Source organism: Bradyrhizobium sp. T-12 (genome assembly GCF_058314695.1).
This window is the reverse complement of sequence record NZ_CM177756.1, coordinates 1,609,185-1,622,510: the sequence shown is the minus strand read 5'-3', so window position 1 is coordinate 1,622,510 and position 13,326 is coordinate 1,609,185. Positions and strand designations below refer to the sequence as shown.

The window sequence follows — 13,326 nt, the reverse complement described above, 5'->3', positions numbered from 1 at the left end:
GAGCCACCTGTTTAGGTTTCAACGCGTAAGAATGGCCGTTCCGTAGACGTCCGGAAGCGGAACGAACGATATCTTTCGCGCTTCAGCAAACGTCTGAACTGCGGCCTTCGCACCCGGAAATTGCGAATTATTGTAGTCATGTACGAAGATGTATCCGCCTGGACTCAGCCGGTCATAGAAAAAGTTTAGGCCGGCCAGAATCGGATCATGCAAGTCGGTATCGATAGAAACAAAACAGAACGCCTCACTTTCCAAACCCACAGCTGTCGAAGGAAACAAGCCTTTCCGAACCACGCAGTGACTTGGTGAAGGCATCCTAAGCAAGACGTCTCGCTCGTTCGTATCCGAAAAGTCGCGCTTGTGAACTAATCCCCTATCACGATCAGCCTGCTCTTCGGCCGCATCAAATCCTTCGAACGTGTCGAAAAGGTAGAGTGTACGCTCGGGAAACGCTTCATTGATTCGTCGCGCAAAATATCCCTTGTATACTCCTAGCTCCGCGACCGCCCCTCCTACCTGCTTTCGAGCGATTTCGTCGGCTATCAAATCAAGCGTCGAGAGGCGAACATATTCATTCGTATAGAGATTCTCAAATACGTCAATCCGCCGCGGTCGCCCGAGATTGGGCATCGTTGCAATGATAGTGCGGTTTCTTCTATTAAGCTCTCGACGAACCATCTCAACTAAAGAGCTTTGCAGACCCATAGCATCCCCCAAATGTTAAAGGAATTTGGCGGTCACCCGCCAGACCGCATCGAAGCTAATCTTGGTCGCCGCCACGAAGCGTAATCACGGATGCCAGATCTCGCTCCTGGAAGACATCGGCCTCGCCGCCATTTTCGAGACGCCACACGCTTGGTCCAGCCCACGTCAAGCCAACTCGCTTGCTGACAAGCCGCTGAACCTTCGGATCCAGTTTGCGATCATCCGCCGGAGACAATATTGCAGATATCCTCATTCCACGCATCATCCTGTTCTCCGCTCTAGCAGGTGCCGAGAATAGCGTTCTGCAGCGTTCGAAATGGGCTCCTTCAATCTCAAGCCCAATACACAAACAGTCCAGCCAAGCATGAAGAAGATTAAGACCGGACTGTTACCTAGAAATGGACCACGGTTAAGAGAAAGCCAATTTGCGCTAATGATTGCCGAAACACCCAATAGCCAGAGGCTCGGCGATTGATAGTAAACTCTTTCCTGAAGTTTTCGTAGCGCCGCGAATAGCGCGTACGTCATGATGACCACACCAATCCACCCGAAGTCCACGAAGAATTCGACAAAGATAGGAAGAGATATATTGGTCTGACTATATATGGCCTTGAGTCGGCCCGAGGCGAGGAGATGCTCAGCCTGAAATAACTTTAAGTCCGATGGCAACACCGTAGAAAGTGACGCAAGCAAATGAAGACCAAACCTATGACCTTCGAGTTCGACCAACTGCATCGCTAGGGCGATATTCTGATGAACATCAAAATCGGGCGCGAAGGGAAAGACGTCATTACGCGCCTCGTACCTCGTAATGTTAGAGATTGCCGGCGCTATAACCAAGGAGACAAGGGGCAGACAAATCAAAATCCATTTGCGATCGACGATGCGAAAGCGAGACGATATAAAGATCACCGCGAGAAAGCCTGTCAACAGCAATTGACGCGAGATCGCAACCGGATTGAAGAACGCGACACCGGGCAACGCAAGCATCAATTCCGCAAGCGGCAAAGCCCTTTGGCGAGCTATCCGTCCACAAGCAGAGATCGCAAGAGCGATCAAGTAGCCGCCGGCTAATCCGCGCGGAGCGGTGACAAGCAAAAGTTGGCGAAGAGCACCCCCTTCTTGACCCACCTGAGTCCGCACCTCAGCCCGGGTTTGTAGCAAGATGCTGGGAAACAAAGCAGCAAAGACGATCAGACTGAGCATGACAAGCCCAAGAACGGGAAGACGCAATCTTACCACAGGAAGAGCTGCAAACTCTCGTGGCATACGGGTTCGCCAGAGCGTTGGAAACGTCGCAGTAGCCAAAAACGCTCCGCACATCAACAATACAGAACCATTTGGATTGTTGAATTCCGACGGCGCGTTCCAAAAATAGTATTGTGCTTCCGACAACATCGGCTCGGGAAGCAAAACGTAGAATGCAACGAACATCACCGAGAGCGCCAGAAAGTCCTCAGTTACGTCGCCCTGAACGAGCCAGAAGCCTAGGGTCAGCAGGTACATTGCAAAAAGCGCGTAATATGTCAGCGGACCGACACCCACTGCTAGCAAGAGTGGGATCGTACCTAAGTTGACAACGAGCACGCTAAGCGAAAACGGCGCGAATCCCTGAGTTCGCTTCGGCATAGACCGCTGCGCTAAACGGCTATAAGAGAGGCGATTCATCCCAGCAGCCATCTCAAGAACGATATTCCAACATGCTTCCGAACCACAGTTTGAACTATGGCAACATCAATCAAGCCAAGAAGAGGATAGACTACTAGCACGGCGCTACCCAACATCTGCGCGCTCGCCAATAGTATGCTGATCTTGAGAATAGCCGAAGCCCCATAGACTACCGTCAGAAGTTTCGTCCTACCATCCATGACTAATGCCTGGTCCAGCGGCAGGCATAACACTCTAAAAAAGTAATAGGATAGAAGATAAGGCATTTGAGACAAGAAGTCGTACTTCTCGGAAAAGTATTGCTGAAATGCGAAGGCCCCGCATAGCGCGGTAAAGCTAAGCAGCAATACCAAGGCGCCGAGGCTTAAAGCGAGTCTCCGGCGGCTCCCCATATATCCAAACTCGAATGCCGCCGAGTACTTATACATGATGGCTTGAACAAACTGCATAGGCGCTTCTGAAAGCACCAGAGCTATTTTGAAACTTCCTAGTTCTGCATTCCCCAGACTACTAGATAGAAGCAAGATGTCGCTCTTACGAACAGCAAAGCTGAGAAGCGCTGAGAAAAGCAGCCAGCTTTGCTCCCGACGATCAACTCCGTCCATCCTCCATGAGAGCTCACGCCCCCTGAGGCTCGCCCAAGAATACACAATTAAGATCACACAGTTCGATGCCGCAATGGCAAAAAGGAAATCTCTAAGATTGTGGACAGAGCAGAGCCAGAGGAAGCTCGCTGAGGCTGTGTATAGGAAATATCGAATGACCGGATCTAGAGTAAATAGCGTCACCGATCCAAAGCCACGAAACGCATTTATCACCAACTGGGTCGCACCAAGCGGGAGCGCGATACTCAAAGCGAAAAACAGCTGCTCACTTGTAAATCTTGGAACGCTCAAAAGAGCGAGGAGTAATAGTAGCGCAAGTACCGCGCCTAGCCCGAGACTTGTCGCAATCTGAGCGGCGGGCATGACCCCTGTACGCCTCGCCTCACGATAGACCAAGAGTCCACTTCCCAAAGTGACAGGAACCAGCAGCAACTCCCCGATAGCCATCAAAGTAGCAAATGCGCCAAATTGGGCCGGCGAAAGAATGGATGAGAATACAAGATTGTACAGGAATCCTGATGCGTAGACCGACGCCCGCCCGGTCAGCAACATGAGATTGCTAAGCCACCGCGGAAACTGCAGCAGTCTGGGCACTTTGTTCATTGCCCCGTCGATGACGAGTTTCCTACCTGCCGCCTTCGGGCGAGCTTTGACCTACCTCTCCGCAATGCACTGATCAGCTGAGCGGTGACAACAGGAAGAAATGACCTTCCTGCAAGCGTGTCCGCCATTATCATCTTATACTTGCCCTGAAAATGAATGGCGTAGGGATAGACCAATTGCCCTGAGTGAGTCCGGAACCAAAGATCTGCACCGTCCCGAACAAGTCGCTTGATGCCCCAACGCATTTGGAATTGATTAGCGCTTTGGTGAGAGGACATCCCAACGTTGTGATCGATGGTCTTGCTGTCTCGTATAGTCGTTCCGTTCTCAATTTTGAGACCGCACTCCTTTTGCCACATCGCAAGCAGCGTCATGTCGGATATTCCAGAGCGCGGATCGAGCCGGCGATTTCCTTCGAAGACCGCTTCCAGAAGCGCTTTTCCAGTGGCAGTGCCGTAAATCTGCTGAACGTAGTCCAAGAACGAGGCAAGGGAGTTTTTGCGCCAGAACGAAAAATGCGGTGACATTTCTAGATAGGTGGAAGGAGCTCGTGTCGCTGTCGTAGCTCCGCTTAGGAGAGCATCGACATCACCGACAAAGCTTTCGATCTCACGAAATTTCGACTGGATTAAAATGTCCGTATCGGACAAGAAAAACTTATCCACCGAAGAGCGCTTTAGGTGGTCGGCTATTGCGAAGTATCGAGCAAAACATGCGATCTCAAATGCCGGCGGATTCAGCGATTTGTGAATATAGTTCTGGAGGAAAACTGAGTAACCCTTATTGCTCTTATCAGGCGGCGTTGAGAGCAAAGTGACATGAGCGCAGGCACGTTTACCGCTTTCCATGAAGGCATCAACATGACCTGCGTTTCGCGTTTCATATGTGAATATAGGCAGCAAGTTTCGCCTCAGGTTTACTTTTGAAATATGACGTATCTGAATACTTTGACGCCGGTCATTGTACCCAGGATAGTGTCTACTCTCTTGTAGCCAAGGAGATCGATCGCATTACATTTCTCAGAGCCATAGTAGCAAACTCTGACGTTTATTTTGCGAGGGCAGTTATTCTTGATACTCACGACATGATCGAATATCTTCGGATTAACCGCATGGCTACGAGCGGCGGCCTCGATGTCCAGGCAAGGACGACCCAGCCCGTCTCGCATTATAGGCTGGTTTGAGCTTTCGGCGGGTCCTTGCAAGGTTATCGTTGAGCTTGACTGACCTTGAGCTTCCGAAACCCAAATTGAAGCGGAAACTAAAAAGAGACCAAAAATTGCTCTGCGGGACAAACGAGATGAATTTACCAAGGTCTGTCGTCCTTCTTAACCCCCGGGATATCCACCTTGAAGCCGTCGCGCGCTAACCGACGACTAAGACCTTCTCTTGAGAGCAAATCAGCCTTCTGTAGTCCGGCAAGTAGCCGTTGTCGGTGTGGCCAGCCGGTGCTGATTAGAGCCTGCGCAGCATCCTCGATGAGATCAGCATCCGTTATCTGCGCAAACTCTGCGACTATACGCTCCTGAACGGCTTCGCTGAGCAAATCAAAGATCGTGAGCGCCAACCGGTGACGCCGCAAGCATATCCAACCCTCATAAGGTCCGAGTTCGTACGAATAATTGAGGTACCTTAGGTTCCTGGAATCGTAGCCGAGACGTCGTGTTTCGAGTGAGTAACGCAAAAACCAAAGGAATGAATCGCTCGGGTTAAGAGCTAGAGAAAGCTTGATCTTCTCCGCTGCCACATCGATTTGCTTATCAATCTCATCGGTGCCTCGTTGGCGGTCTACGTTCTCCGCTAAGCTAACTCTAATTAATGCTTCGGCTCTTATCATCGTTGATGGAGGCATGCTCGTCGCAGGCGACGCGCCCAACCGCTCCAAAAACTCGGAGAGCGTTACAGGCCTAAAGCGTTGGCCAGACAGAATTTGAGAGGCCGCATTTGCTGCAGCGGTCGCGGATTGGAATGATGGTAGAGTAAAGGCGAACCACAAAACTGCGATTACTCCAGCCAATAAAAGACCACATCTGACCGGAAACTCGCGCATCTAACATTATTCCACATACCCATATCGGGCATAATACTTCTGATAGTAATATCGGCCGTGATACGCCTCATACCGAGCGAGCGCCTTGGTGTCAGCCTTGTTCAGAACCACACCGAGCAGCCTGTCTTGGATCTCTGGTGACCCACGCAGGTTGTGCCTAACGACATCGATGTTAGTTTTGCCCCACTCCACGACAAAGATATACGAATCAACATACGACGAGGTAACTCGCACGTCGACGACCGGGGCCATAGGGGGCATATCAAGCACGACGTAGTCAAATTGTGACCTCAGCTGAGTGATCAAGGCGTGCATCGCTTGAGAGGCGAGTATCTCATTAGTGTGCAACAGCTTGGACGTGAGTCCGGCAGGGAGGATCGACAATTTAGTTTGAGCGTCGACGATCACTGCGTCAGCAAGCTGAGCTTTCTTGCCAACCACGTCGACGAGACCGAGCTTCGCGTCCGGGACGAGAGCACGAGAAAGAGATGGATTTCGCAGATCGGCGTCCACCAGGATGACTCGAGCGCCTCCGTGGGCCATAAGCTGCGCGAGGTTAGTTGAAAGAGTGCTCTTACCTTCGTTAGGTAGGGTGGAGGTCGTCGCCAGGACGCGATTTTCGCGAACGATCGAATTGAGGTCAACCGCGACCTTCAATGAACGAACGGCCTCCGAAAAGCGCGATAGCGGATTGTCGACCACGTAACGAAGAAGATCCGGCTCCGGATTTGCCTTTTTTGAAAACTTGTTGCTTAGCCCCTTCGCGAAATCCTTTCCTTTAGAGGTCGTGGCGCTCAACGTTGGCAGGATCGAGATACAGTTTGCGCCCAGAATCTCTTCCACTTGCGACGTAGTGCGGAATACTTTGTCAGAAAGCTCCCGAGCCATTGCCGCCCCAAAACTTACAATCAAACCTCCACCAAGGGCGGCAGCTAGGATGATTAAGGTTTTTGGATAGCTCTTCTTAAGAGGCGTCGTGGCCGCGCTGATTACACGCGCTTCTGTGATCGGGAAGGATTGCTGCTGCACGCTTTCCATATAGCGCTGCAGGAAGTTGTCATACATTGCCTGATAAGATTGCGCGTTGCTCTCTAGCTCACGCAGTTGCACCTGCGCCTGGTTTGTGAGTTGCGATTCCGAAACGACATTGGCGAGACTGGACTTAATCGCATCTTCGCGTGTCATCGCGATGTCGTAGTCGCTCTTGTAGGACTCCTGGATCCGCTTCAGCTCGTCGATGATGTTCTTCTTGATCTCAGCCATCTGCCGGCGGAGGTTCACCGCGGCGAGGTGATCCGAGCCATATTTCATCGACCAGATCGATTCCTTCGAGGCCATGTCGACATATTGGCCGCGCAGCTTGACGATGGTGTCGTTCTTCAACGCGTCGGCGACGCTGGCATCCGGAATTTCCTGCTTAAGGATATCGTTGATGCGGTCCATCCGCGCCTTGGCCTCGGCAGTAGCGGCGTGCGCCATCACCAGTTGGCTGTTGACCTCGGCGAGCTGCTGCTCGTTCATCAGTCGCCCACCGGTGTCGACGATGTTGTTGGCGGTCTTGAAATCCACCACTGCCTTCTGTGCCGCGGAGGCTTGGGTACGAAGCTCCTTAATACGATCCTGCAACCACACGCTGGCGCGGCGCGTGGCTTGATACTTGGCCTCAAGCGAGTCAACTATGTAAGCATCGGCTATCGAATTGGCGATTTTCGAGGCCTTAGCTGGATCCTTCGAGGTAAAGCCGATTTCCATAACATAAGTGAGTCCGAGCCGCTTAATCAGGCGGTTCTTCTCGAAGCGCTCCAGCGCCTTGCGGGTGAGCTCAAATTCTGACGGCGCATGCCCATCCGAAAAAAGCGTGCCGACGAAATCAACCACCGATCCAAGAAATCCGCCGCCGCTGCCTGTAAATTCGGGATCCTCAATCAAATGAAGATCGCGGATTACCGCAAGGCTGATGTTTTCCGATTTCAGGATTTCGACCTGGGTCTCAACCGTCGCGGAATCCACCGCGATATCCCCGAGCACGGACTGCTGTTGGAACAGCTGCACCTTTCGCGTGTCGATCACCATCGAGGCGGTCGAGGTGAATTGCGGAGCGGCGGTGAAGAGGTAGAGCAGCGCCAGGATCACGCAGGCCGAGACGATCGCGACCATGGTCGGGAACTGGCGCCTGACGATGTCGAGATAGGAGGTCAGCGTCTGCGACGGAGAGCCGTCGGCCTCGGCGAAATCACGGTTGATCTCCGAGGTCGGCTTGTTCACCTGCAACATCTAGCAATTCCTGAAAATGGATCGATCTGTCGTCTTGGGATCAATGCTGGCCAAAGGCCTGACGGCAATCCGGAGCAAACCGGATGCCAAGGTACCGCGCTGCGCGTCACACTAGCACAAGCCAGCCTGCAATTGAACGCGATCGATGCAGTGCAATGCGCGCTTCACGCGACTTTTTGCAGGAAGCTTAACGGCGCAAAAGCAAAGCGGCGCCCGCTGGCGCCGCTGCCGTAAGGTGTCATGGGCCGGCCGCGAAGGCCGGTTCCGGTCAGCGGGGGCTGACGCTGTTGGTGGTGCCGCCGACGCCGCCGCTGCCGCCGTTCGGCGCGTTGTTGGCCGTCGTGTTGTTGCCGAAGGTGAAGCCGCCGCCGCCATTGCCGCCGGTGGCGAAGCCGCTGGTGCCGGTCGGACCACCCGCGCCGGTGCCGCCGCCGCCCGCGCCGCCGCCGGTCGCGGCGATCGCGACGTCGCCGGTTGCGGCCTGGTAGGCGGCGATCACGTCGGCGTTGCCGGTGTTGGCGATCGCGGCCTGGATTTCATTGGCGTAGGCCTGGTCGGTCTGCGCAGCCATGCGGGCGACCTGGGCGAGGCCGGCGACGATGCCGCGCATCTGGTCCTTGGTGGTCGCGGGATCCTTCAACAGCGCGATCAGGCCGGGAAGCGTGGTCGGATCGGAGGCGCCGAGGTCGCGCACGCGCGAGATCAGCTGCGGGCCGCCGGTCGGATATTGCTGCAGCAGGCTGTTCGGCGACGCCTTGAAGTCGGAAATGACGGTGGCCGGCAGCTGGCGCTGCGGCGGGTAAACGGCGGCGCTGGCGGCCGTGGTGATCGTCGCGGCGAGGGCCGCAGCGGCAGCCATGCGAAGCGCAATCTTCATAACGCTCATAAACAAACCTCCAAAAATCAGCTGCCCCAATGTGCGTCCTCGGCCCGGGCAAATGGCTGTTCAGTGCAGGAACCTAGCGGAAGAGAAAAGGGCTGTCCACTTATTCTAAAGACTTCGTAAACGTCGCAACTGCTTCAAAACTAGACAGTTTTGTGAAATTCGGGGACCCGGCTCGCAGCAGCTTCAGCGGTTGTCCGACGGCCCTCGCCTCGCCGGCTGGTGGCACCCGCCTCCGCCATCTGGCGCCCCTCCTTGGTGCGGAAGGATTGCGCCAGGCCCGCGCCGAAAAGCGCAAAGAATGGAATGCTGTAGCCGGGCACCTGCAGCGTGAAGTCCAGGGAGGAATGCAGCAGCGACAGCGTCGCGGTCGCCACTGCCGCCAGCGGGATGATGACGTCGCGCCGGCGGCCGATCACGCCCCTCGCCAGCACCAGTAGCATCACAGCCCAGCCGAGCGCCACCAGCAGCGCCATGGGGATGCCCACCTCGGAGGCAAGCTCCAGCGGCGTCGAATGCGCGGCGTCCCACACGCCGCGAATCGAGATGTTGGGGCTGCGATACGGCGGGAACGCCCATTGGAAGGTGCCCATGCCGGTGCCGAACCAGGGATTGTCGCCGATGATCCGAAGCGTCGACTTCCAGGCCTCGATACGGCCCTCGTCGACCAGGCCCTGGCTGTCGAAGCGGCTGGAGACACGGCCGCCGAGCAGCTGCAACAGGCCGAGCGCGACCGCGGCGCCCGAGCCCAGCGAGATCCAGATGCCGGTGCGCGGCGGCAGGTCCTTGCGCAGGAACAGCGTGAACGACACGATCATCGCCAGCAGCGACAGGCCGACGCCGGCGCGCGAGGTCGTCATGAACATCGCCATCAGGCAGATCAGGAGGCAGCCGAGTTGCGGCAGGATTTCCCGTGGCGGGATGGTGCGCAGGTCGAGCGACAGGCGTCGCCATTCGATGTGCCGCTCCGGCAGACGGCGGCGGACGTCTTCCAAAATCAGCAGCATCCAGATCACCGCGCAGGAGCCGAAATAGGCCGCCGCCGTGTTGCGGTTGATGAAGGTGCCGGTGACGCTGCCGAGATAGGCGGTCTTGTCCCGCCACAGGATCATGGTCGGCTCGATCAGGAACGAGAGCACGCCGTAGAGCGCGTAAGCCGCGCCTGAAATTGCGATCACCCACAGCATGCGACGCGCGCGCTCGCGGTTCGCACCGACGGTGATGCCGAGAACGATGGCGAGGATATTGGCGAGCGGCGCGCCGAGCGCGAAGAACGCCTCGTTCTTCACGATCGACGCCGACGGCGCGATCGGCACGCCCAAGAGATCCGAGGCCTGCTTCCAGATCGGCTGGAACGGCGCCACCCAGGGATGGTCGGAGAGCTGCTCATGCAGCACGAAGGCGTAAGCGGCAACGATCATTCCGATGCCGGCGAGCAGCCACAGATGCGGCGCCCGCAGATCGCGCGTCGGCGCGAAGATCACCGCGATCCCGAGACACAGGCACCAGAACGCGATCGACAGATCATTGGTCGAGCCGAACGGGAACGGCGCGCCGGCCACCACTGAGAATAGGATGAAGGTCGCGGGCAAGCTCCATGACCAACGAATCCTGGACCAGCTGAGGTTGGGAGACCAAAGGCGCATCGTCGTTCTTGCGAGCCTTGCTCTGGGCTTAGAGGAAGCAATCGATCGGATAGATCTTCAGGTCCACGTTGAGGCGGCTGTTCCGGGTCTGCGCCCGGAACGCGTAGAATAGCCCAAAGCTATCACTCCCCTGATCGAGTTTTATTCCAGGGGTTAATTCATCGGGCGGGACCAGAACGCCGATGTGTCTGACGATGGCGGAAATCTCGATCCGCCCCTCCCCCTCGCCAAAATGCCCGCCGAGCTGGGTCACGGTGACCTTCGGCAGGCCGCGGCGCTGATGGCAGACCTCCTCCTCCCACAGCTTGGTCTGCTGCACCAGCGGTTTGCCCGCGCCGTCAGGCACGACGATATCCGGGAAGGACGGACGCAGCATGCCGAAGAACTTGCTCTCCTTGGAGTTCGCCGACAGCCGGACCGTAAACGACAGCTCGCCTTTGGCTCCCCTGAGGCGCGACAAGATCGGGGCATCGGGCTCGGCGGAGACCGTCACATCGATGCGGTGGCGGACGCCGAGCTCCGCAGGGGCGCCGAGAGCCGTCCCGGCCGGCGCAAGTCCAAGCCAAAGGCACAGCAAGACGAGAGCCGGAAGGCGCCAGACTGTTCGAACGCGCATGAAGCGAAAGCCTCTTGCATTAATGCGGGGTGAGCGACCGGCGCGACGTGCCGAATAGCGCCTTGATCCCAACGGCGATCCGTGGCCGCGACAATATCGCCTGGATCGCACAACGAAAATGGCACCGGGACGAAGCCCCGGTGCCATCGCTGTTGGTCGATCAAGTCGGCGTCTTACGGCGCCAGCTTGACGTTGTTGCGGAAGATCAGGGCGTCGTTGCTGAGGTTCACGGCATCGCTGCCGGTCGCCATGATCACACGCATGTAGTTCAGGAACTTGGCAACTTCGACGTTGCGCGAGTTCGAGACATAGATGATGTCGCCGTTCTTCATCATGACCTTGGTGGCCAGGAAGAAGCCGCCCGGATCGCGGAAGTTGACGTTGAAGATGACCGGGATCGTCTCGCTCGTGTACTTGCTCACGTCGATGCCGAGCTGGGCAGCAACCTCGCGCGGCTCGCGGCGATAGAGATACACGGCAGCCGGATCGGCCTGACCATCGAGCAGACCACCGGCCTTGCCGACAGCTTCGCCGAGGTTGATGCGCCAGGCATCGAAGTTGAACTCGCCGCTCTGTCCGCTGGCGCCGAACGCCATGAACTTCTGCTGCTCGCGATAGACATAGATGCTGTCGTCAGGACGCACATAGACGTTGTTTTCGGGCGCCATCACGAGATTCTCGAACGGCACGGTGGCCCGACGTCCGCCACGCTCCAGCATGACCCAGGTCTCGAAGCCCTGGCCCTTGATGCCGCCGGCGCGGGTGATCGCGTCGAGCACCTTGTCCTTGGCGCCCGCCGCGCTCGCCGGGTAACGCGCCGGCGAATTGACTTCGCCGAGCACGCTGATGAGCTGGGTGCGCTGCGACGACATCGAGACCACGGCCTGCGGCTCGATGGCGCGGTTGCCGATCTTCTCGATGATCGAGCGCTGGATCTCCACCGCCGTGCGGCCCGCGGCCTTGATCTGGCCGGCATAGGGCACCGTGATGAAGCCGTCATTGTCGACCGACTGATCCGGGATCGTCACATAGTTACCGGGACGGACGCCGGCTTCCGCCGGAATGAACAGACCGCCTGCCGCGGCTTCGAAGATGGTGACGCTGACGACGTCGCCGATGCCGAACACGATGCTGGCGGGCGGACGGCGGTCGGTGAACACACCGGCGAGCCCCTTGGGCTCATGGGTGTGCAAGATCTTCACGGTGGCCGGATTGAGCGGCACCAGCTCATAGGCCGGCGCGCTTTCGGTCTGGATCTTGTTGTTAACGTCGTCGGTCAGCGGACCGGAGCCGGGATTGGTCGAACAGGCGCCGAGCGCCAAAGCTGCTGCCAGAAATGCCGGCTTGAAAAGATATGACTTGGCAAAGGAATGCATCAATCGCGCCCCAGGAGACCCCAATTAGACTCGATTGGTACGGCGCTGGGGGCGGTGCGACAAGGGTTCCTGAATGGTTAACGGTGCAATCACCGGTGACTGTTGCGTGCGGGTCACGCTTTGGGGCTTGGTTTAACCCTTTGTGACTATTTGTTGTATTTCGTGTGCCCGGTCCGCGGGCAAACCGCCCAAGCGGAGGGCCCGGCACGCCAGCACCGGCCTTTTTGACCTCGCGTCCGTCTGCTAAGGCTGGAACCCATCAGGATAGGATTCCCCCGTGTCTGGCCTCCTTCTGTTCGCCTTTTTGGCAGGATCGCTCCTTGGCGGCGCCGATCGCGCCGCGGACGGGGCTACCTCCTGCGCACAGCCCTCGTGTCCGATCGCCCCCGTCGTCGAAGTGGCGACCTCCACTCCCTCCTCCGTCTGGAAGTTCAGCCGCACGCAAGGGGGCAAGGACGGCGAGAGCTTCGCGGCCATCACGAAGACCGCGGATACCACCCAATCCGACCCGGACTTCGCCGGTCTCATCGTGCGCTGTGCCCCAAAGGGCAAGATCGACGTGCTGGTGGCCTTGATCCGGCCCTTCCCGCCCAGGAGCCGTCCAAAAGTCACCATCGCCGCGAGCGGCGGCGGCACCCTGACCGTTGACGCCAGCATGGCCGCCGCAGGGGCTGCCGTGCTGCTGCCCGACGAGGTCTCGGCCTTTGCCGCCGGCAAATGGCAGACGACGGCCTCGCTGTCGGTGGTGGTTAAGGAAAGCGACAGCGAGATCAAAGGCCTGGTGGCCCTGAACGGCTTGCGGGAGGCCTATCATTCGCTGCTGGCAAATTGCGGCCTATAGGCCAAATTTAGCCATACAGCTTAAGGGTCTTTTTAGGGTGGGGAACCTAGGGTCCGAAGC

The 13,326-nt window shown here is 57.2% G+C and carries 11 protein-coding genes; 1 reads left to right on the top strand and 10 read right to left on the bottom strand.

Features of this window, described 5'->3' with window-relative positions; genetic code table 11:
• Positions 1 to 18: 18 nt before the first annotated feature.
• The 10 genes from AC0WRY_RS07850 to AC0WRY_RS07805 form a co-directional block, all read right to left on the bottom strand.
• The gene (locus AC0WRY_RS07850) at positions 19 to 705 is read right to left on the bottom strand and encodes a TylF/MycF/NovP-related O-methyltransferase (protein ID WP_491122895.1); all 687 of its coding nucleotides are present in this window, start codon (positions 703 to 705) and stop codon (positions 19 to 21) included.
• Between the two features lie 261 nt (positions 706 to 966).
• Positions 967 to 2,373 carry a hypothetical protein gene (locus tag AC0WRY_RS07845; RefSeq protein ID WP_491122894.1) on the bottom strand — a complete coding sequence of 469 codons (1,407 nt, stop codon included), beginning with the start codon at positions 2,371 to 2,373 and terminating at the stop codon, positions 967 to 969.
• Positions 2,370 to 3,581 carry a polysaccharide biosynthesis protein gene (locus AC0WRY_RS07840; RefSeq protein ID WP_491122893.1) on the bottom strand — a complete coding sequence of 404 codons (1,212 nt, stop codon included), beginning with the start codon at positions 3,579 to 3,581 and terminating at the stop codon, positions 2,370 to 2,372. Before AC0WRY_RS07840 ends, AC0WRY_RS07845 begins: the two co-directional genes overlap by 4 nt.
• Positions 3,578 to 4,429, bottom strand: a complete 852-nt coding sequence (locus AC0WRY_RS07835; RefSeq protein ID WP_491122892.1) for a hypothetical protein — start codon at positions 4,427 to 4,429, stop codon at positions 3,578 to 3,580. Before AC0WRY_RS07835 ends, AC0WRY_RS07840 begins: the two co-directional genes overlap by 4 nt.
• 457 nt (positions 4,430 to 4,886) lie before the next feature.
• Positions 4,887 to 5,630 carry a hypothetical protein gene (locus AC0WRY_RS07830; RefSeq protein ID WP_491122891.1) on the bottom strand — a complete coding sequence of 248 codons (744 nt, stop codon included), beginning with the start codon at positions 5,628 to 5,630 and terminating at the stop codon, positions 4,887 to 4,889.
• Positions 5,631 to 5,636: 6 nt separating this feature from the next.
• Positions 5,637 to 7,904 carry a polysaccharide biosynthesis tyrosine autokinase gene (locus tag AC0WRY_RS07825; protein ID WP_491122890.1) on the bottom strand — a complete coding sequence of 756 codons (2,268 nt, stop codon included), beginning with the start codon at positions 7,902 to 7,904 and terminating at the stop codon, positions 5,637 to 5,639.
• Positions 7,905 to 8,172: 268 nt separating this feature from the next.
• Positions 8,173 to 8,790: a hypothetical protein gene (locus tag AC0WRY_RS07820; protein WP_491122889.1), complete on the bottom strand. Its 618-nt coding sequence runs from the start codon at positions 8,788 to 8,790 to the stop codon at positions 8,173 to 8,175.
• 140 nt (positions 8,791 to 8,930) lie between these two features.
• The gene (locus AC0WRY_RS07815) at positions 8,931 to 10,379 is read right to left on the bottom strand and encodes an O-antigen ligase family protein (RefSeq protein ID WP_491122888.1); all 1,449 of its coding nucleotides are present in this window, start codon (positions 10,377 to 10,379) and stop codon (positions 8,931 to 8,933) included.
• Between the two features lie 82 nt (positions 10,380 to 10,461).
• Positions 10,462 to 11,049, bottom strand: coding sequence for a hypothetical protein (locus AC0WRY_RS07810; RefSeq protein ID WP_491122887.1), 588 nt, complete (start codon positions 11,047 to 11,049; stop codon positions 10,462 to 10,464).
• 173 nt (positions 11,050 to 11,222) lie between these two features.
• Positions 11,223 to 12,425 carry a polysaccharide biosynthesis/export family protein gene (locus AC0WRY_RS07805; RefSeq protein WP_491122886.1) on the bottom strand — a complete coding sequence of 401 codons (1,203 nt, stop codon included), beginning with the start codon at positions 12,423 to 12,425 and terminating at the stop codon, positions 11,223 to 11,225.
• A gap of 277 nt (positions 12,426 to 12,702) precedes the next feature.
• On the opposite strand from AC0WRY_RS07805, the gene AC0WRY_RS07800 reads away from it, so the two are divergent.
• The gene (locus tag AC0WRY_RS07800; RefSeq protein ID WP_472757362.1) at positions 12,703 to 13,266 is read left to right on the top strand and encodes a hypothetical protein; all 564 of its coding nucleotides are present in this window, start codon (positions 12,703 to 12,705) and stop codon (positions 13,264 to 13,266) included.
• Positions 13,267 to 13,326: the final 60 nt, after the last annotated feature.

Excerpts from the sequence above, each read along its gene's own strand:
- AC0WRY_RS07850 (WP_491122895.1), bottom strand. The coding sequence starts at position 705 with ATGGGTCTGCAAAGCTCTTTAGTTGAGATGGTTCGTCGAGAGCTTAAT.
- AC0WRY_RS07845 (WP_491122894.1), bottom strand. The coding sequence starts at position 2,373 with ATGAATCGCCTCTCTTATAGCCGTTTAGCGCAGCGGTCTATGCCGAAG.
- AC0WRY_RS07840 (WP_491122893.1), bottom strand. The coding sequence starts at position 3,581 with ATGAACAAAGTGCCCAGACTGCTGCAGTTTCCGCGGTGGCTTAGCAAT.
- AC0WRY_RS07835 (WP_491122892.1), bottom strand. The coding sequence starts at position 4,429 with ATGGAAAGCGGTAAACGTGCCTGCGCTCATGTCACTTTGCTCTCAACG.
- AC0WRY_RS07830 (WP_491122891.1), bottom strand. The coding sequence starts at position 5,630 with ATGCGCGAGTTTCCGGTCAGATGTGGTCTTTTATTGGCTGGAGTAATC.
- AC0WRY_RS07825 (WP_491122890.1), bottom strand. The coding sequence starts at position 7,904 with ATGTTGCAGGTGAACAAGCCGACCTCGGAGATCAACCGTGATTTCGCC.
- AC0WRY_RS07820 (WP_491122889.1), bottom strand. The coding sequence starts at position 8,790 with ATGAGCGTTATGAAGATTGCGCTTCGCATGGCTGCCGCTGCGGCCCTC.
- AC0WRY_RS07810 (WP_491122887.1), bottom strand. The coding sequence starts at position 11,049 with ATGCGCGTTCGAACAGTCTGGCGCCTTCCGGCTCTCGTCTTGCTGTGC.
- AC0WRY_RS07805 (WP_491122886.1), bottom strand. The coding sequence starts at position 12,425 with ATGCATTCCTTTGCCAAGTCATATCTTTTCAAGCCGGCATTTCTGGCA.